This window comes from Mobilicoccus caccae (assembly GCF_030161635.1).
Taxonomy (GTDB): Bacteria; Actinomycetota; Actinomycetes; order Actinomycetales; family Dermatophilaceae; genus Mobilicoccus; species Mobilicoccus caccae.
Genome location: NZ_BSUO01000001.1, coordinates 3,281,106 through 3,300,511, shown reverse-complemented (window position 1 = coordinate 3,300,511; position 19,406 = coordinate 3,281,106). Strand labels below are relative to the sequence as shown.

11 protein-coding genes and 4 pseudogenes are annotated in these 19,406 nt (G+C 69.8%); 8 read left to right on the top strand and 7 right to left on the bottom strand.

What is annotated here, in order from left to right; all coding sequences use genetic code 11:
* Positions 1-19 precede the first annotated feature (19 nt).
* Positions 20-2,740, bottom strand: coding sequence for a multicopper oxidase domain-containing protein (locus tag QQK49_RS16190; protein ID WP_284304827.1), 2,721 nt, complete (start codon positions 2,738-2,740; stop codon positions 20-22).
* A gap of 233 nt (positions 2,741-2,973) precedes the next feature.
* Positions 2,974-3,774 carry a helix-turn-helix domain-containing protein gene (locus tag QQK49_RS16185; protein WP_284304826.1) on the bottom strand — a complete coding sequence of 267 codons (801 nt, stop codon included), beginning with the start codon at positions 3,772-3,774 and terminating at the stop codon, positions 2,974-2,976.
* A 319-nt stretch (positions 3,775-4,093) separates the two neighbouring features.
* Here QQK49_RS16185 and QQK49_RS16180 point away from each other — a divergent pair, with 319 nt between their 5' ends.
* Positions 4,094-5,053 (top strand): LptM family lipoprotein, encoded by a 960-nt coding sequence (locus QQK49_RS16180; RefSeq protein ID WP_284304825.1) that lies wholly within the window; start codon positions 4,094-4,096, stop codon positions 5,051-5,053.
* 48 nt (positions 5,054-5,101) lie between these two features.
* Here the strand turns inward: QQK49_RS16180 and QQK49_RS23370 are convergent.
* A pseudogene (locus QQK49_RS23370) lies at positions 5,102-5,548 on the bottom strand (WcbI family polysaccharide biosynthesis putative acetyltransferase); the annotation flags it as partial.
* A gap of 32 nt (positions 5,549-5,580) precedes the next feature.
* Positions 5,581-6,018 (bottom strand): annotated as a pseudogene (locus QQK49_RS23365) (WcbI family polysaccharide biosynthesis putative acetyltransferase); the annotation flags it as partial.
* A 217-nt stretch (positions 6,019-6,235) separates the two neighbouring features.
* Between QQK49_RS23365 and QQK49_RS16170 the strand changes: the two are divergent.
* Together QQK49_RS16170 and QQK49_RS16165 are read left to right on the top strand one after the other, a co-directional pair.
* Positions 6,236-7,735, top strand: coding sequence for an alanine/glycine:cation symporter family protein (locus QQK49_RS16170; RefSeq protein ID WP_284304823.1), 1,500 nt, complete (start codon positions 6,236-6,238; stop codon positions 7,733-7,735).
* Between the two features lie 45 nt (positions 7,736-7,780).
* Entirely contained in the window at positions 7,781-9,088 is a 1,308-nt protein-coding gene (locus QQK49_RS16165; protein WP_284304822.1) for a M18 family aminopeptidase, read from the top strand.
* A gap of 68 nt (positions 9,089-9,156) precedes the next feature.
* Here QQK49_RS16165 and QQK49_RS16160 read toward each other — a convergent pair whose 3' ends face one another.
* Complete coding sequence (locus QQK49_RS16160) at positions 9,157-9,921, bottom strand: DedA family protein (RefSeq protein WP_284304821.1); 765 nt, start codon at positions 9,919-9,921, stop codon at positions 9,157-9,159.
* 265 nt (positions 9,922-10,186) lie between these two features.
* On the opposite strand from QQK49_RS16160, the gene ppdK reads away from it, so the two are divergent.
* Together ppdK and QQK49_RS16150 are read left to right on the top strand one after the other, a co-directional pair.
* Positions 10,187-12,889, top strand: coding sequence for a pyruvate, phosphate dikinase (gene ppdK, locus QQK49_RS16155; protein WP_284304820.1), 2,703 nt, complete (start codon positions 10,187-10,189; stop codon positions 12,887-12,889).
* A gap of 290 nt (positions 12,890-13,179) precedes the next feature.
* Positions 13,180-14,438, top strand: a pseudogene (locus QQK49_RS16150) (Nramp family divalent metal transporter).
* A gap of 95 nt (positions 14,439-14,533) precedes the next feature.
* On the opposite strand, the pseudogene ilvD reads toward QQK49_RS16150, so the two are convergent.
* Positions 14,534-16,386 (bottom strand): annotated as a pseudogene (ilvD, locus tag QQK49_RS16145) (dihydroxy-acid dehydratase).
* A gap of 220 nt (positions 16,387-16,606) precedes the next feature.
* On the opposite strand from ilvD, the gene QQK49_RS16140 reads away from it, so the two are divergent.
* The 3 genes from QQK49_RS16140 to QQK49_RS16130 are packed head-to-tail and all read left to right on the top strand — an operon-like array spanning position 16,607 to position 18,386.
* Positions 16,607-17,368 (top strand): ACT domain-containing protein, encoded by a 762-nt coding sequence (locus QQK49_RS16140; protein ID WP_284304819.1) that lies wholly within the window; start codon positions 16,607-16,609, stop codon positions 17,366-17,368.
* Entirely contained in the window at positions 17,305-18,006 is a 702-nt protein-coding gene (locus tag QQK49_RS16135) for an NAD(P)-dependent malic enzyme (RefSeq protein WP_284304818.1), read from the top strand. Before QQK49_RS16140 ends, QQK49_RS16135 begins: the two co-directional genes overlap by 64 nt.
* Positions 18,003-18,386 (top strand): hypothetical protein, encoded by a 384-nt coding sequence (locus QQK49_RS16130; RefSeq protein WP_284304817.1) that lies wholly within the window; start codon positions 18,003-18,005, stop codon positions 18,384-18,386. Before QQK49_RS16135 ends, QQK49_RS16130 begins: the two co-directional genes overlap by 4 nt.
* A gap of 39 nt (positions 18,387-18,425) precedes the next feature.
* Here QQK49_RS16130 and QQK49_RS16125 read toward each other — a convergent pair whose 3' ends face one another.
* Positions 18,426-19,403 (bottom strand): NAD(P)H-quinone oxidoreductase, encoded by a 978-nt coding sequence (locus QQK49_RS16125; RefSeq protein WP_284304816.1) that lies wholly within the window; start codon positions 19,401-19,403, stop codon positions 18,426-18,428.
* Positions 19,404-19,406: the final 3 nt, after the last annotated feature.

The following is a 19,406-nucleotide window of genomic DNA, read 5'->3' as shown; positions in this document are numbered from 1 at the left end:
GGGCGACCGAGTTCGATCCTCAGTCGGTGACCTGCAGGATGCCCTTCGCGCCGCGTTCGGCGTCGATCATCGCGTGGGAGACGAAGGCGTAGTGGCCCGCCTCGACGGGGGTCATCTCGACGAATCCGCCCTGGGCGGCCTGCAGCCCGAGGGCCTGACTGCCGTTGGTGCTGCTGTCGCTCAGTGCGCCCTTGCCGTCGCGCAGCAGGTAGGCGCCCTCGTGCCAGACGGTGTCGAACTGCCCGCCGACGACGTGGAACGAGGTCGCGCGGTTGGGGCCGATGTCGAGCACCCAGAACCGGACCGTCTCGCCGACCTTCGCCGGCAGCGGGCGGTGCACGTACTGGTTGGCGTACCCGTTGAACGCGACCGCGTCCGGCTTCTCGGCGGCCAGCTTGTCGGTGTCGACCGCGCCGCCCTGGGCGCCCAGGTACAGCTCGGCCTGCGTGAGGACGTAGGAACGGTCGACGGCCGGCAGGTCCTCGGGTTCGATGACGACCGCGCCCGCCATCCCGGCGGCGATGTGCGCGGTCATCGGCGCGGTTCCGCAGTGGTACATCCAGATTCCCGCCCGCTTGGCGGTGAACCGGTACACGAGGGACTCACCCGGCGGGATCGTGCGCATCGGCGCGTCGGGGGCGACGTCGCCGGCGTGGAAGTCGACGGAGTGGCCCATCGTGCCCTCGTTGATCAGCGTGATCTCGAAGACGTCGCCGATCCGGCCGTGCAGCGTGGGGCCGGGGGCCGTGCCGTTGAAGGTCCACATGGTCTGCCTGACACCGGGGGCGACCTCGAGTTCGACCTCCTGCATCCGCATGGTCAGCGTGTGGGTGGTGGGTCCGTTGCTCTTCGGCAGGGGCGGCAACGCCGCGTCGCGGGCCGTGAAGTCGGCGGCGGGCTTGCGGGCGAAGTCGAGGTCGGCGGCGGCGCCGGTGGGTCCGGCGGACGCCGCGGCCGAGTGCCCGGCGTGACCACCCGGAGCCGGTTCGGCCTGCGTCGCGCCGACCGTGCCCTCCGGGTTCGTGCTCGAGGCACCACCGGTGGTCTTGATGGCGAACGTCATCCCGGCCTGGCGGTGCCCGATGAGGTCGCACCACCCCGTGACGTCGCCGGTGATGACGCCGGCCTCGAACGTCGAACGTCCGCCCGGAGCGACCCGCTCGCTGCGGGTGCCGGTGTCGAGCACGAGGTCATGCTGGGTGGTGGTGTCGGTGTTGACCAGCTCGATGACCAGCGTGTTGCCGGCCGGGACCTCCACGGAGTCGGGGACGAACCGCATGTCGGCGGTCATCTCGACGGTGACACGCGTCGTTTCACCCGAGGCGGTGGCGGTGGCGGCGCTACCGTTCGCGGAAGGGGAGGCGACCGGTGAGACCTGACCCGCCGCGAGGACCGTCGCGATCGCGAGGGCGAGCGCGGCGAGACTCCCGGCGAACTGCGGCGCCGACCACCCGGGGCGGTGGGCCGTACCCACCGCCGCCTCGGGCGTTTCGGTGCTCTTCGCAGCGGGGCTCCGCTCGGCCACGGGCAGCGCGCGCACGCGTGCCGCCTCGCGCCGGCTGAGCCAGGCCAGGGGCAGGAACGCGGTCCACGCTACCCAGGCGATGAGCGACACGACGACGCGCGCGACGCTCGGCAGCGGCAACAGGCAGAGGAAGAGGCCGACGTTGAGCAGCACGATCCGCGTCGTGGCGAACCGCTCGAGGGGAGCGGCGGCCGCGCGGACGACGGCCGGGCCGCCACCGCCGATCGCCGGCAGCAGGAAGGAGAGGGCGCCGATGAGGACCTGCGCCGCGACCCCGGCGACGAGGATCGACAGCAACGGGTTGTAGCCGGCCGCCAACGACGCGCGACCGCCCTCCGTCGAGACCGACGCGGTGAGCCAGATCAGCCCACCCACGAGCCACATCAGAGCGGCGGCGACCGACCACGGGGCGAACTCCCGCGGCGGGCGGGCGCGCCACGGAGCCGCCAGCGCGCTACCCCACCAGGTGAGTCCGAGCAGGTAGACGGCCAGACCGGCGATGACGGGCTCGTGTCGTCCCAGCAGTGCTCCGGCGGTCACGAGCACGATTCCCGAGACCAGCACGGGCAGAGCGCGGTTCGCGCGACGCTGGGCGCGCTCGTGCATCCGGGCGCGCAGCAGGGTGGGCCAGAACGTCACGAGGGTGCCGGTGAGCGTGAGCCCGATCCAGCCGAGCACGTTGAGCGCCATGTGGGCCGCCAGCAGGCGGTTGTGCGCGGGGCCGGCGGGCGTGAGCGCGAGGAGGGCCCCGAACGTCGCCCCGATCGGCAGCATCGCGGCGGCGACGACGTAGTAGTGGACCGAGCCGGTGAAGCGGCCGGGCAGGGCCTTGCGCAACCGCGTGATGAGGGCGATGAGGTGCCAGGCCACGGCGCCGCCGACGAGCACGGCTCCGGGGACGGTCAGGACGGGCAGGCCGATGCCCACGCCCGTGAGGACGAGGGCCACGCCGAGGTGGTAGGCGATGAGTCGCTCGGTCTGACGGGCGCGCGGATCGAGGTGTTCCGGCGTCTTGAGCAGCGCCTGGGTGAAGTGGGTCGACCAGACGAGGATCGCGTGACCGAGGGCGCCGAGCAGCAGGCCGTGGACGATCAGCCAGGTGCCGCGCTCGACGAACGGGTGGATGACCGTGAAGACCAACGAGATGGCGAGCCAGGCGAAGGTCGGGGCGTGGCGCCAGGCCCAGGCGCGCGGTGGACGGACGGACTGTGACACGGGGACCCCTGACAACCCTGAGAGATAAACACGGACTTACTGGGTAAAAATATCAGGTGACGCGCTGACCTGGTGGAGGACCTGAGTCCTGCGGTGTAGGGGAGACCGTTCCGGGTCGCTCGACCACGACGCACCCCATCACGAGACAAGTTGCCCGGACGAGGCGTCGTCGAGGTGTGTGAGTGCGGTTGTCGGGTGGCGTGGGATGGGGCGATCACCGACCACCCGCCGTCTCACGAATCGGCGGTCGGGGCTCCGGGATCGGTGGCGGTGTCGGGGTGCTGACCCGACACCGGGAGGTAGGCGAGGCAGGCGCCGGGCTCGGCGAAGGGAACGACGTCGATGCCTTCGGTCGGCTCACCGCGGGACTCGTAGGCGGCGAGGATCGCGCCCAGATGCACCGAGCACACGACGTCGGGGTTGCGCCGCGCCGCTTCGAGCAGCGGGCACTCCCTCAGTCGCACCTTGAGGATCGGGCGGCCGTGCTCGTCGTGGTCGACGGCGTGGGTGTCGGGGGCCTGCGGTAGCTCCACGTCGGGCGCGGACTCGCCCTCGGGTTCGCCCACTCCCGTCTCGTCGCCGTGCGGCGCGTCACCCTCGACGGCGGGATCGTCCACGTGCGGATCGAAGCCCAGGTCGGTGAGGAGCTTGAGCGAGGAATCGGCGGCGTTGATGCCCGGGACCTCGGGGGTGTCGTCCTGTTCCTGCACGAGCCGACCCGCCTCGACCGCGAAGGCGCGTGGGTCGGGCACCGCCCGGCCGATCTGCTCCGACAGGGCGCCGACGAGGTTGACGTACTGCCGCATCTGGGGTCGTACTGCCTCGGGAGGGACGGCGGCGTACCGGATCGCGGGGCGACCTCGGCCCTTGGCCGGTCCGGTGGTGCGCACCACCAGCCCCGCCGAGGACAGCGCGTCGAGGTGTTCCCGCACGGTGTTGGTGTGTTGACCGCACTCCGCGGCGAGCACTCCGACGGTGGTGGGCACGGGGTGACGGCCCAGTTGCTCGAGGACCGCCGCCCTCGCCCTGGACATCTGAGTGGCCGGGTCCTGACGTGGACCGGCCGGCCGCGGACCGAATCCCTCGGTGTGCTCCCTGGACACCTGAACATCGTAATCCCGTTAGCACGGAAACGTCCGGTTTCTAGGCGACGAGCGAGGTGACGGCGCGCGTCCGAGCGGGCAGGCGGCCCCCGCGCCGGCACGCCGGATTCGGCTTCGTGGGAGACGCGTTCTGCGCGAGGCGGGTTGGGGTGCGCCGTCGGCAGGTCCTGACGCGCGTTGCGGCGATCCGCTCCTACCATGTGTGAGAGCGCCGGAGCCGGCGTGGTCGTCGAAGCGTGAAAGGCCCCTCGTGCGTCGGATCCGTGTTGCCCTCGTCCCCCTCGCCGCCGCGGTGACCCTGGCCGGATGCGCGGGCGGCATCCCGCCGGAGCCGTCGGCCACGCAGAACCCACAGCAGGGCGCGGCGGCCGAACCGACGCAGACACCGACTCCGACCCCCACCCCCAAGGAACTCCCGATGGGCGGGCGCGAGATCTTCCCCGCCTACCGTCTCGTCGGCTACTCCGGCATCGCCGGCAGCGGCCCGGGCCTCGGGCGCGCCGGCGTCGGCGACATCGACGACCGCATGAAGGAGATCGCCGAGCGCGGCAAGCCGTACGCCAAGGACGGCCGCAAGATCATGCCGGTGCTGGAGTACATCGCGACGATGGTCCACCCCTGCAAGAACGCGCCGAAGTGCCGCACCGTGTCCTCCGACGAGAAGGTCGAGGAGCACCTCGCGGCGGTCCGCAAGGTCGACGGCATCCTGCTGCTCGCGATCCAACCGGGGCGCTCGGACTTCCTCTCCGAGGTCAAGCGGTACGAGAAGTACCTCAAGGAGCCCGACGTCGGCATCGCCATGGACCCCGAATGGCGCATGGGCCCCAACCAGGAGCCGATGCGGACCTTCGGCAGCACCGACGCCAAGGAGCTCAACCAGGTCGGGGACTACCTCCAGAAACTCGTGGCCGACAACGACCTGCCCGAGAAGGTCATGCTCTACCACATGATCCGGGTCAACTGGGTCCGCAACCACGAGGACCTCAAGGACCGCAAGGGCGTCGTGCAGATCCTCAGCGTCGACGGCATCGGTGACCAGGAGCTCAAGGAGGGGACCTGGAAGACCCTCATGGGCGTCAAACCGGCGCACGTGCACCCCGGGTTCAAGCTCTTCTACCAGGAGGACACGGCCAACCCCGGCTGGAAGCTCATGACCCCTGACCAGGTGATGGCCCTCACGCCGACCCCGGATTACGTGCTTTACGAGTGAGCCGGCGCCTGGACCGGATCCGGGCGACCGACTGCAACTCAGGGCACCTCAGAGCAACCCGAGCAGATCCATCCGGGAGGCGTGGGCCGCCATGATCGCCTTGAGCACGTCGGGATGCTGCCGATACCACTCGACCTGGGCGACGTGGATGTCGGTGCTGGTCAACTGGCGCCCGTACATCGACCAGGCGTCGGTCTCGGGAACGGGCAGGCCCAGTGCCTCGGCGATGTTGGGCTCGACGGGGCCGCGGCACTGCCCGAGGAGTCCGATCCCGTGGTCGTCGGCGGTGGGTTCGACACGGAGGCAGCTCTGGATGCCCTTGGCGATCTCGACGAGGAGAGCGTCTCCGGGCCGGTCGACGGTGTGTACGGCCCCCATGCCGGCGGCGCGCACCGCGCCCGCGACACCGACGTCGGTGCGTGCCTCCACCCGGCGCAGACGCAGCAGTTGCCAGGCGGCGAACTCGCGGACGAACCGGGCGGAGGGCAGGACGTTCCAGGCCTGCTCGAGGGTCCGGTGCCCGCCGCGACGGCGACCGACCGGAGGTCGTGGTACGGCACGAGAGGCGGGTCGGCCAGACCGGCGAGCGGGTCGCGTCCGACCTGGTAGGGATGCAACCCGGAGTAGTCGATGCGCGGAAACGTGAAGACCGGGATGCCTGGCCGCAGGTGGGGGAGGAGGTCGTCGACGCCCACGGGCAGTCCGCGGTATCCCGAAGGAAGGCGTTCGGTGATGAAGGCGTCGGCCTGGTTGACCAGCCGCATCATCGGGACCACATCGTCCGAGGTCATCCGGTCGACCGATCGGGTGCTCACCGCGATGTAGGGCGCCTGGGCGTCGTGGTTGAGCAGGCGCCGCAGGGGATCGGCCTGAGGGCCGCCGTGCAGCACCCACAGCGGGCGTACGGTGCGACCGCGCGGGTCGCTCGTACGCCGCGGTGCACCCGAGACGGCCGTGTGCTTCATGGAGGCGCGATACCCCGCCGCCGCCCGTTTCATGCGCAGAGCCGGATGCGTCGGAGGCTCCGGGGCCGTCCCCGGGCGGCCCGCCACCCCCGAGCGTGTGCCGAGTACCGCACGCGGGATGTCCGCAAACATGCCGGATCAGCGCTTACAGTTCTCTGGCCGGATCGAGGGCCACGCCCCTCCCTCATTGGCCGGCCGCACACCCAGGAGGACTGAGATGACTCAACTGCACGACCTCGTGCTGAAGATCGGTGGATGGGTCACCGAACTCGGCCTGGTGCCTCTGCTGGCGATCGCGGGTGTCGTCTTCCTCGTCATGGGGCGCGGCCAGCAGTTCCGCACCGCGGGACTCATGCTCAAGATCATCCGCGGCTCGCGTTCGGGCCACGGCGAGGGCATCAGCTCCTTCCAGGCGTTCTGCATCAGCCTGGCCAGCCGTGTCGGCACCGGCAACATCGCCGGCGTCGCGATCGCGCTGGCCCTGGGCGGGCCGGGTGCCATCTTCTGGATGTGGATCATGGCGCTGCTCGGCATGGGCACGGCGTTCGTCGAGGCCACCCTGGCGCAGATCTACAAGCAGCCGCACGAGGACAAGTCGTTCCGTGGCGGCCCGGCGTTCTACATGCAGCGGGGACTCGGCTCGCGGCCGATGGGTATCGCGTTCGCCATCTTCCTCATCTTCGCCTTCGGCCTTGCGTTCAACATGGTGCAGGCCAACACCATCGCCGACGTGCTGTCCACCCACGGCATCCCGACCGGGTGGACCGCCGCAGTCCTCGTCGTCCTCACCGCCGTCATCGTGCTGGGCGGCATCCGCTCGGTCGCCCGGGTCACCGAGTACCTGGCGCCGATCATGGCGGTGATCTACGTCCTGCTGGCCGTCACCGTCATCGTCGTCCGCGCCCCCGAGGTCCCCGGCGTCCTCGCCGACATCTTCCGCGGCGCCTTCGGCCTCGACCAGGCCCTCGCCGGGACGGCCGGCGGCATGATCGCGGCCCTCATGAACGGCGTGAAGCGCGGCATGTTCAGCAACGAGGCGGGCATGGGTTCGGCGCCGAACGCCGCGGCCACCGCCACGGTCAGCCACCCGGCCCACCAGGGTCTGCTGCAGTCGGCGGGCGTGTTCGTCGACACCATCGTCGTCTGCACCGCCACCGCCGTGATGATCCTGCTGGCCGGGCCCGCGGTGTACACCCCCGGCGTGACGACCCGAGAGGAGGCCGGTGCGTCGCTCACCCAGACCGCCCTCGCCTCCGAACTCGGGGAGTGGACCCTGCCGGTGATGTCCGTCCTCATCTTCGTGTTCGCGTTCAGCTCGGTCCTCGGCAATTCGACCTACGCAGAGGTGAACATGGACTTCCTCGGCGGCAAGCGCATCGGTGAGTACGCCATCCGCCTGCTGGTGGTCGCGGCCGTCGGCATCGGTGCCGTGGCCAAGCTCGGATTCGTGTGGGACCTCGCGGACCTCGCCATGTCGCTCATGGCGATCATCAACCTCATCGCGATCCTGCTGCTGGGCAAGCACGCCTTCAACGCGTTGCGCCACCTCGAACGGTTCGGCAAGGACGCCCCCGACGCCGTGTATTCCCTGGACGAACTCCCCGAACGCCCCAAGGGCATCGTGGACGGGGTGTGGCCGGAGCGCGCGGGCGACCGGGCCCGTCCCGGTGGGGACGTTCCCGGTGGGGACGTCCACGGCGGGAGCAGCCGGGCGTAGCCGGATCGGGGCTCCAGCGCCGGCGGGCGCTCCTATGGTGGAGGGATGGCTGCCGACATCGACGCTCACGCCCGAGATCTGTGCACGTTCATCGACGCCTCGCCCTCGCCGTACCACGCGGTCGCCGAGGTCACGCGGCGGTTGGTGGCCGCCGGGTTCAACCCGATCGAGGAGCGCGACGCGTGGCCGGGTGAGCCTGGCCGCTACGTGGTCCGCCGGGGAGGGTCGGTGGCCGCGTGGTCGACCGAACATGCCGTCGCCGACCCTGCGACGCCGTTCCGGGTCGTCGGCGGTCACACCGACTCGCCGAACCTGCGCATCTCACCGCTGCCCGATCGCGCCTCGCACGGCTGGGACCAGCTCGTCGTCGAGGTGTACGGCGGTCCGCTGCTCAACTCCTGGCTCGACCGAGACCTCGGGATCTCGGGACGGGTCGCCGTGCGCGACACGGATTCTCCCGGTGGCGTGGCGGAGCGGTTGGTGCGCGTCGACGAGGCCGTGCTGCGCGTGCCGCAGCTCGCCATCCACCTCGACCGTGACGCCAACTCGGGCCTCGCGCTGAATCCCCAGACCCACCTCACCCCGATCTGGGGAGCCACCGGTGCGGCGCCCTCGTTCGCCGCCTACCTCGCGGGTCTGCTCGGGACCGCGGAGCGCGACGTCCTCGCCTGGGACGTCATGACCCACGACCTGACGCCGTCAGGACCGCTGGGACGCGAGTCGGATCTGCTCGCCGCGCCGCGTCTGGACAACCTCGGGACGGCCTTCGCCGGCACCACGGCCCTCCTGGCCGCGGTCGAGGACGCCGATCCGACCCACATCCCCCTGCTGGTGCTGTTCGACCACGAGGAGATCGGCTCGACGACCTCCAGCGGCGGTGACTCGACGTTCTTGCCCTCGGTGCTCGAGCGCGTCGTGGCCACGCGCGGTGGAGACCGGCAGGACTACCACCGCGCACTCGCCGACACCCTCGTGATCTCGGCGGACATGGCTCACGCCACGCACCCCAACTACGTCGAGAAGCACGAACCCGGCCACCGCATCGCGATCAACGGCGGGCCGGTGCTCAAGGTCAACACCAAGGGCCGCTACGCCTCGGAGGCACCCGGATCGGCGGCCTTCGCGCTCGCGTGCGAGCAGGCGGGAGTGCCGATGCAGGTGTTCCGCAGCCGCGGTGACATGCCGTGCGGCTCGACGATCGGCCCGATGTCCGCGGCTCTGACCGGCGCGACCACCGTCGACGTCGGCTCCCCGATGCTCTCGATGCACTCCGCGCGCGAACTCACCGGCGCGCGCGACCCCGGCATGTACGTCGCCGCGCTCACCGCGACCCTGGCACCCTCCCGACACTGAGGTGAAACGCCGAGACCGCCGGTTATTTCCGGCGGTCTCGGCGCGTACGGGGTTCGGCGCGTGGGCGATCACGTGCCGGAGGTCTCGGAATCCGTCGAGTCCTGCGCGTTCTTCGTGCTCTGGTCCTGCTGGTCCTTCTTCGCCTGCGTCGACTGCTTCCAGCTCTGCCATCCGACGATGGCGAACACCAGGCCGAGGCTGATCCACAGGGCGTAGGAGTCGATGACCTGTATCAGGGCGACCCCGTGCTCACCGGCGCTGTACCCGGCGGCGACCACCGCGGCGGTCACGAGCGCGGAGGCGAGCAGGTCCGCCACGAGGAACACCGTCAGGCGCATGCCGTTCATGCCGGCGATGATCCAGATGATCGGACCGGGCATGCCGGGCAACCGGCTCGCGACGACGAGGACCGGCATGAGCCAGCCGGGCAGGTTCTGCAGGCGGTCGGCCCACTTGCGTCGGCCACTCGGGCCGCCGGTCATCAGCTCCACCATCCGCAGGCCCCACTTGCGGCCGGCCAGCCAGAACAGCCAGTCGAACTTCGCCATGCCGACGATGCCCGCGACGACGACGAGCCACAGCGGCAGCTGCCCGATCCCGGCGTACGCCGCCGCCGCGCCGGTGGCGGCCTTCGACCCCACCAGCAGCTGCAGCAGCACCGGCTGCTCGGCGACGAGGAAGGGACGCACCGGGTAGGTCAGCAGGTAGAAGGCGGGAACGATGAAGATCATCGCGAGCAGCAGCTTGTCCCCGCGGCTCGGCGTGCCCTCCCAGGGGGCCAGGTCGCGCCACGTCGGCTGCTCGGGCTGTGACTGACGCTTCGTCGTGTCCATGTCTCCACTCTCACGGCACTCCGGCCGTGACGCCGGTGCCTCCGGTCATCGATGCGTCTGAGACCTGTGGTGCGGGGGCATGACGAATGTCATGCGTCGTCGTCACGTTCCGTCGTCATGCACCTCCGTCGAGGCCGGTGAGGGCGATTCGGCGAAAGTGTGACGCCGATCGATTCCGTGACAAAAGGCCCGGTGAGGCGGCCCGTCACGGACTACGGTGGTCGCGACATCGACGTCCGTAAAGAAGCGGGGAGGCCCTGAGCCCATGACCAAGTTCGTCTACGCCCTCTCGGAAGGTGACCGGGATCAGAAGGATCTGCTCGGCGGCAAGGGGGCGAACCTGGCCGAGATGCACAACATGGGCCTGCCCGTCCCGCCCAGCTTCACCATCACCACCGAGGCCTGCAAGGAGTACCTGAAGCAGGGCAGCGAACCGGCCGAGATGGCGGAGCAGATCGACGAGCACATCGCCCGTATCGAGAGCGAGATCGGCAAGAAGCTCGGCGACCCCGACAACCCGCTGCTCGTCTCCGTGCGCTCGGGTGCCAAGTTCTCCATGCCCGGCATGATGGAGACGGTCCTCAACATCGGCCTCAACGACGAGAGCGTCAAGGGGCTGGCCAAGGTCGCGGACAACCCCCGCTTCGCCTACGACTCCTACCGGCGTCTGCTGCAGATGTTCGGCAAGACGGTGCTCGACATCGAGGGCGAGAAGTTCGAGGACGTACTCGACGAGGCCAAGGACGCCAAGGGCACCACGAACGACCTCGACCTCGACGCGGCCGACTTCGAGAAGATCGCCGAGCGGTTCAAGGCGATCATCGCCGACGAGACGGGTAAGCCGTTCCCGCAGGACCCCAAGGAGCAGCTGCTCGAGGCCGTGCGCGCCGTGTTCCGCTCGTGGAACTCCGAGCGTGCGGTGCTCTACCGGCGCCAGGAGCGCATCCCCGCCGACCTCGGGACCGCGGTCAACGTGTGCACGATGGTGTTCGGCAACCTGGGCGAGACCTCGGGCACCGGCGTCGCCTTCACGCGCGACCCGGCCAGCGGCAGCCAGGGCATCTACGGCGACTACCTGCAGAACGCGCAGGGTGAGGACGTCGTGGCCGGCATCCGCAACACCGTCCCCCTCAGCGACCTCGAGGACATCGACAAGCCGGCCTACGACGAGCTCATGGAGATCATGAGCACGCTCGAGAAGCACTACCGCGACCTGTGCGACATCGAGTTCACCGTGCAGGACAAGAAGCTGTGGATGCTGCAGACCCGGGTGGGCAAGCGCACGGCCGGTGCGGCGTTCACCGTCGCCTGCCAGCTCGTCGACGAGGGCCTCATCTCCGAGGAGGAGGCGCTGCAGCGCGTCAACGGCGACCAGCTCGTGCAGCTGATGTTCCCGCGGTTCGACGAGTCCGCCGAGAAGGAGCTGATCGGCAGCGGCATGAACGCCTCGCCGGGTGCCGCGGTCGGTGAGCTGTGCTTCAGCTCGCCCAAGGCCGCCGAGCTGGCCGCCGAGGGGCGCAAGGTGATCCTCGCCCGCCGCGAGACCAACCCCGACGACCTCGTCGGCATGATCGCCGCCCAGGGCATCCTCACCAGCCGCGGCGGCAAGACCTCCCACGCCGCGGTCGTCGCCCGCGGCATGGGCAAGACCTGTGTCTGCGGCGCCGAGGAACTCGGCATCGACGTGGGCGCCGAGACGATGACGTTGAAGGACGGAACGGTCATGAAGGCCGGCGACGTCGTGTCGATCAACGGCACCACCGGCGAGGTGTTCAAGGGCGAGGTGCCCGTCGTCGACCCGCCGGTCGTCAAGTACTTCGAGGGCAAGCTGTCGGAGGCCGAGATCGCCGACGACGAGTTGGTCCGCGCGGTGCACCGCATCATGAGCGTGGCCGACCGGCAGCGTGCGCTCAAGGTGCGCGCCAACGCCGACACCGGTGAGGACGCCACGCGTGCCCGCCTCTTCGGCGCCGAGGGCATCGGCCTGTGCCGCACGGAGCACATGTTCCTCGGCGACCGTCGTCCGCTCGTGGAGAAGCTCATCCTCGCCGAGACCGAGGAGGAGAAGCACGCCGCACTCGACGGGCTGGCCCCGATGCAGAAGGGTGACTTCGTCGAGATCTTCGAGGCGATGGACGGCCTGCCCGTCACCGTGCGTCTGCTCGACCCGCCGCTGCACGAGTTCCTGCCCTCGCACATCGAGCTCGCCGCTCAGGCCGCCGTGCTCAAGGAGCGGGGCACGACGATGGACGCGGACCAGAAGAAGATCATGGCCGCGGTCGAGCGTATGTCGGAGCAGAACCCGATGCTGGGTCTGCGCGGCGTCCGCCTCGGGCTCGTGATCCCCGGTCTGTTCGAGATGCAGGCCAAGGCGATCCTCGAGGCGGCCGCCGAGCGCAAGAAGGCCGGTGGCGACCCGCGGCCGGAGATCATGATCCCGCTCGTGGCCGCCGTGCAGGAGCTGGAGATCATGAAGGAGGCCATCAAGGAGGTGGCCGTGGCGGTCAGCGACGAGACCGGTGTCGACCTCACCGACGTCCCGATCGGCACGATGATCGAGCTGCCGCGCGCGGTGGTCACGGCCAAGCAGATCGCGGAGTCCGCGGAGTTCTTCTCCTTCGGCACCAACGACCTCACCCAGACCACGTGGGGCTTCAGCCGCGACGACGTCGAGGGCGCGTTCTTCTCCCGGTACATCGACAAGGGCATCTTCGGGGTGTCGCCGTTCGAGACCCTCGACATCGCCGGCGTCGGCGCCATGGTCGAGATCGCGGCCAAGGCGGGTCGTGAGACCCGTCCCGACATGCACCTCGGCGTGTGTGGTGAGCACGGTGGCGACCCCGCCTCGGTGCACTTCTTCCACTCCCTGGGCCTGGACTACGTCTCGTGCTCCCCGTTCCGTGTCCCGGTCGCCCGCCTCGAGGCCGGCCGCGCCGCGAGCAGCGAGGAGGGCAGCGACTTCCGCTGACAGTCCCACCTGAGACAGCACCCCAGGTCTGAGACAGCAGCGCACGCGCGGCTGTCTCGACCTGGGGTGCTGTCTCAGTTCTCGGGGTCGGGGTCGGGGTCGTCGAGTGAAGAACAACACCGACAACATCGGCATCGGCGGTGTCGGAGTCCATGCAGGTCGGAGGCCCGCGCTGTTCGAGGTGAGCCGGTCGATGTCGTCCGTGTTGTTCTTGCGGGTCCGGCATCGTCGGCGCGGCGTGTGTTCCCACGAACGCCGTCGGTCGAAGGCGTGGTGTGGTTCACTGCCGCATGACTTCAGCGTCTGCCGACACCACCGTCCCGGAGCAGCGGGGTGGGTGGAAGATCATCGGCCCCGGTCTCGTCGTCGCAGCGACGGGTGTCGGCGCGGCCGACCTGGTCGCCACCCTCATCGCCGGTAGCAAGTTCGGCTACGCCCTGCTGTGGTGCGTCGTCGTCGGCTGCATCATGAAGATCGTCCTCGTCGAGGGGGCGGGGCGATTCAGCCTCGCCACGGGCAAGACGATCTTCCAGGGCTGGTCCAGCCTCGGTTGGTGGCCCTACCTGTACTTCGGGCCGTACATCGTCATCTGGGGGTTCGTGTACGGCGCTGCCGCCATGGCCGGCACCGGCCTGCCGCTGCACTCCCTCTTCCCGCAGATCAGCGTCACCTGGTGGGGCATCCTCTCCGGACTCATCGGCCTCGCGTTCGTGTGGTGGGGGCGCTATTCCATCTTCGAGAAGGTGTGCGCCGCGCTGGTGGGCATCATGTTCGTCACCATGGTCGGAGCCGCCCTCCTGGCCGTCCCGAACATCCCGGAGCTCATCGTCGGTCTCGTCCCGCGGATCCCCGAGGGTGGCCTGATCAACGTCCTCGCGCTCTCGGGGGGTGTCGGCGGCACGATCACCTTGGCCGCGTACGGCTACTGGTTGCGTGAGAAGGGCTGGAACACCCCCGGTCACATGCGGGTCATGCGCCTGGACAACACGACCGCCTACGTCGTCACCGGCATCTTCGTGCTGGCCACCCTCATCGTCGGCGCCGAGCTGCTCTACTCCGCCGGCCTGGCCGTGAGCACGGATGACAAGGGGCTGGTCGACCTTTCCGGTGTGCTCGCCGACCGCTACGGCGAGTGGGCCGGCAAGCTGTTCCTCGTCGGGTTCTGGGCCGCGGCGATGAGTTCGCTCGTCGGCGTGTGGAACGGCGTGTCGATGATGTTCGCCGACTTCGCCGGGACCCTGTTCCGTCGCCCCGCCGACCACCCCGACCGCCTCGCCGGGGAAAGTTCTACAAGGGCTACATCCTCTGGCTGACGTTCCCCCCGATGCTCGTGATGTTCGGCGAGAAGCCGGGTGAACTCATCCTCCTCTACGGCGTCCTCGGCGCGTTCTTCATGCCCTTCCTCGCGATCACCCTGCTCTGGATCCTCAACACCGACCGGGTGCCCCGCGAGTGGCGCAACGGGCCGATCTCCAACATCCTCATGGGCCTGGTGGCGCTCGCTTTCGTCGTGCTCGCGATCACGGAGTTCGCCAAGTACGTGAGCTGATCGACGCCTTCTGTGAAGCCACTCGAACCGCCTCCGAGCGGAGGCGGTTCGAGGTGGTGGAGGCGGGACGGCCCACCCGTGGAGGCGGGTCGAGGTCAGAGTTTGGAGACGTCCCTGACTGCGCCCTTGTCGGCGCTGGTGGCCAGCAGGGCGTAGGCCTTGAGGGCCGTGGTGACGCGGCGGGGGCGGTCGGTGTGCGGCGTCCAGGCCGCAGCCCCGCGGGCCTCTTCGGCCTCCCGCCGGTGCGCCAGTTCGGCGTCGTCGACCGCGAGGTGGATGCTCCGGCCCGGGATGTCGATCTCGATGCGGTCGCCGTTCTCGACCAGCCCGATCGTGCCGCCCGAGGCGGCCTCGGGGAGGCGTGCCCGATCGACAGGCCGCTCGTGCCGCCGGAGAACCGCCCGTCGGTGAGCAGCGCGCACGCCTTGCCGAGCTTCTTGGACTTGAGGAACGTCGTCGGGTACAGCATCTCCTGCATGCCGGGCCCGCCCTTGGGCCCCTCGTACCGGATGATCACGACGTGTCCCTCGCGGACGTCGCCGCCGAGGATGCCCTGCACAGCGTCGTCCTGGCTCTCGAACACGATCGCCTCGCCGGTGAAGGTGAGGATGGACTCGTCGACCCCCGCCGTCTTGACGATGCATCCGGCCTCGGCGATGTTGCCGTACAGCACGGCGATGCCGCCGTCGGCCGAGAACGCCTTCTCCACCGTGCGGATGCACCCGTTCTCACGGTCGACGTCGAGGTCCTTCCAGCGCGCCGACTGCGAGAACGGCACGGTCGTGCGCACACCGCCGGGTGCGGCGCTGTACATGGTCCGCACGGCCTCGTCGGCGCTGCCGTGCTCGGTGAGGTCGTGGGCCTGGATGACCTCTCCGAGGGTCATGCCGCTGACCGTGGGGGTGTCGCCGTCGAGCAGCCCGCCGCGCAGGAGTTCGGCCATGATGCCGAGCACGCCGCCGGCGCGGTGCACGTCCTCCATGTGGTAGTCGGGCGTGGAAGGGGCGACCTTGCACAGGTGCGGCACGTGCCGCGAGAGGCGGTCGATGTCGGCCATCGTGAAGTCGACCTCGGCCTCCTGCGCGGCGGCCAGCAGGTGCAGCACGGTGTTCGAGGAGCCGCCCATCGCGATGTCGAGGGCCATGGCGTTCTGGAACGCCGTCGTCGTCGCGATGCCGCGGGGCGTGGCGGAGACGTCGTCGTTCTCGTAGTAGGCCTTGGCCAGGTCGACGATGCGCTCCCCGGCGCGCTCGAACAGCCGGCGGCGGTCGGAGTGCGTGGCGAGCAGCGAGCCGTTGCCCGGCAGCGACAGCCCGAGGGCCTCGGTCAGGCAGTTCATCGAATTCGCCGTGAACATGCCCGAACACGAGCCGCACGTCGGGCAGGCGGAGGCCTCGAGCCGGGAGACCTCCTCGTCGCTGACCGAGTCGTCGGCGCCGGCGACCATCGCGTCGACGAGGTCGAGGGAGCGCGAGCCGCTCGGGGCCGTGATCTTGCCGGCCTCCATCGGCCCGCCGGAGACGAACACCGTGGGGATGTCCAGGCGCAGCGCGGCCATGAGCATGCCGGGGGTGATCTTGTCGCAGTTGCTGATGCACACGAGCGCGTCGGCGGTGTGCGCGTTGACCATGTACTCCACGGAGTCGGCGATGAGGTCGCGGCTGGGCAGGGAGTAGAGCATCCCGTCGTGGCCCATCGCGATCCCGTCGTCGACGGCGATCGTGTTGAACTCCTTGGCGACTCCGCCGGAGGCCTCGATCTGTTCGGCGACGATCCGGCCGACGTCGCGCAGGTGCACGTGACCGGGGACGAACTGCGTGAAGCTGTTGGCGACGGCGATGATGGGTTTGCCGAAGTCGGAGTCGGTCATGCCCGTCGCTCGCCAGAGCGCCCGCGCTCCGGCCATGGTGCGGCCCGAGGTGCTGGTGGCGGATCGAAGCGTCGGCATGAGGGCCCTCCAGTCGTTCGCGTGGGTTCGTCGTCGGTGATCGGGGTGACGTGGGCGTCGGCGCGCCCGCACTCGGTCTCCGTCCGCCATGATCGCGCCCGGCGGAGGGCTCGGCACCGGTGTGTATCACGTATCGGGACACAGGTCCGTCATCCGGACGTGACGTACGTCCCTGAGTCACGCCTGCGAACACCCACGGTCCACGGTTAATCTCGGGCTCATGTCGCCCAAGATGACGAGTCCCGCCTACTCCGTCCGCATCCGTGTCCGCCTCGCCGACCGTCCCGGCTCCCTCGGAAACCTCGCCGTCGCCATCGGCGAGGCCGGCGGGAACATCAACGCGCTCGAGGGGTTCACCGTGCGCACCGCCTACCTCGAGGAGGACGTGATCGTCTACTGCTCGAGCGTCGAGCACCAGGAGGAGATCCGGCGGGCGGTCGAGGCGCTGGACGACTGCGAGATCCTCGAGTGGGAGGACCGCACGCACGCCCTGCACGAGGGCGGCAAGATCGAGGTGGTCTCGCGGGTCGAGGTCGACTCGATGAACAAGCTCGCGATGGCCTACTCGCCCGGTGTGGCGCGGGTGTGCACGACGATCGCGAAGGACCCGGCGCTGTCCTTCGACTACACGATCCGCAAGAACACCGTCGCCGTGGTGTCCGACGGCACTGCGGTGCTCGGCCTCGGCGACATCGGACCCCACGCGGCGATGCCCGTCATGGAGGGCAAGGCGCAACTGTTCAAGCAGTTCGGTGGGGTCGACGCGTTTCCGATCTGCCTCGACACCAAGGACCCCGACAAGATCGTCGAGATCGTCACTGCCCTGGCCCCGACGTTCGGCGGCGTCAACCTCGAGGACATCTCGGCCCCCGCGCGTTCGAGATCGAGGAGCGCCTGTCCGCGGCCCTCGACATCCCGGTGTTCCACGACGACCAGCACGGCACGGCCATCGTCACGGTCGCCGGACTCGAGAACGCGCTGAAGATCGTCGGCAAGGGGTACGGCGACCTGCGGGTCGTCGTGGCGGGTGTGGGCGCTGCGGGTGTCGCGGTTTCCAAGATGCTCCTCAACGCGGGCGTCAAGAACCTCATCGGCGTCGACCGCCACGGCGCGGTGCACACCGGCCGCGAGGACCTCAACTCCAGCAAGCGCTGGTTCGCCGAGAACACCAACCCGGAGCTGCTGGCAGGCACGATCACCGAGGTCATCGCCGGCGCCGACGTGTTCCTCGGACTCGCCGGGCCCGACCTGCTCACCGTCGAGGACGTCCAGAGCATGGCGTCGGACCCGATCGTCTTCGCGATGGCCAACCCCGACCCCGAGATCCGCCCCGAACTCATCAAGGACATCGCGGCGGTCATCGCCACCGGCCGCAGCGACTTCCCCAACCAGATCAACAACGTGCTGGCCTTCCCCGGCATCTTCCGCGGGGCGCTCGACGCCAAGGCCACCAAGATCACCGAGAACATGAAGCTGGCCGCGGCCCGGGCGATCGCCGACGTCGTCGGGGAGGACCTGCACCAGCAGTTCATCGTGCCCACGGCGTTCGATCCTCGCGTCGCCCCGGCGGTGGCCGAGGCGGTCCGGCTCGCCGCGATCGAGGACGGCGCCTGCCGGTGAGGCTGCCGCACCCGGCGCTCATCGCCCTGCGGACGCTCGCCACGCTCGCCCTCTCGGCCTGCATCGCGCAGGCCGGGTGGGCGGCGGCGTTCCTCGGCGGTGAGGGGAAGTACCGGGCGTTCCACGAGGTCGGCGCGGGGGTCACCGTCGCCGTCCTGGTGGTGACGGCGGTGCTCTACGTCGTTCTGCGCCGGTTCGCGGGCACGGTGTCCACGGTGCTCGCGCTGCTGCTGGCGGCGCTCTCGGTGGCGCAGTACGCGCTCGGCGAGATGGACCTCATCGGCCTGCACATCTTTCTCGGGGTCCTCATCGCCATGGTCGCCACCGCGCTGACGTCGTGGACCTTCCGGCACCACTACGAACCGCCCGCGCGGGGGTAGCCCGCCGGGCGGATCGCCGTGTCGCCTGAAGGTGTGGGCTCAGATGGTGAGGAGCACCTTGCCGATGTGTGAGGACTCCTCGAGGATGCGGTGGGCCTCGCGCACCTGGTCGAGGGGGAGCGTGGTGTGGATGATCGGGCGGACGGCACCCTTCTCGATGAGCGGCCACACGTGCTCACGGACCGACGCGACGATCGTCGCCTTCTCCTCCGCGGGCCGGGCGCGCAACGAGGTCGCGATGACCGCGCCGCGCTTGGCGAGCAGCTTGCCGAGGTCGAGCTCGCCCTTGCGGCCGCCCTGCATCCCGATGACGACGAGTCGGCCGCTCGTGGCGAGGGCGTCGACGTTGCGACCGAGGTACTTGGCGCCGATGTTGTCGAGGATGACGTCGGCACCGTGGCCGTCGGTGGCCTCCTTCAGCTCCTCCACGAAGTCCTGCTCGCGGTAGTTGATGAGGATGTCGGCACCGAGCTCGCGGCAGAAGTCCAGCTTCTCGGTCGAACCTGCCGTGACGGCCACGCGCGCGCCGATCTGCTTGGCGAGCTGGATCGCCATGGTGCCGATGCCGCTGCCGCCGCCGTGGGCGAGCAGGGTCTGGCCCGGCTGCAGGTTGGCCGTCATGAACACGTTGGACCAGACGGTGGAGACGACCTCGGCCAGCGCCGCCGCGTCGAGGAGGGACACCCCCGAGGGCACCGGCAGGAGCTGACCCGCGGGCACCGCGACCTTCTCGGCGTAACCGCCGCCGGAGAGGAGCGCGCACACCTCCTGACCGACCTCGAACCCCTCGACGTCGTCACCGAGGGCGGCGATCGTGCCGCTCACCTCGAGACCGGGGTACTCGGACGCCCCGGGCGGAGGCGGGTAGTGGCCCATGCGCTGCATGAGGTCGGCGCGGTTGACGCCGGCGGCCGCCACGTCGAGGAGTACCTCGCCGGGGCCGGGGGTGGGGTCGTCCACGTCGGCGAGGACGAGGGCGTCGATGTCTCCGGGTTCGGGGATGGTCACAGCCTTCATGCG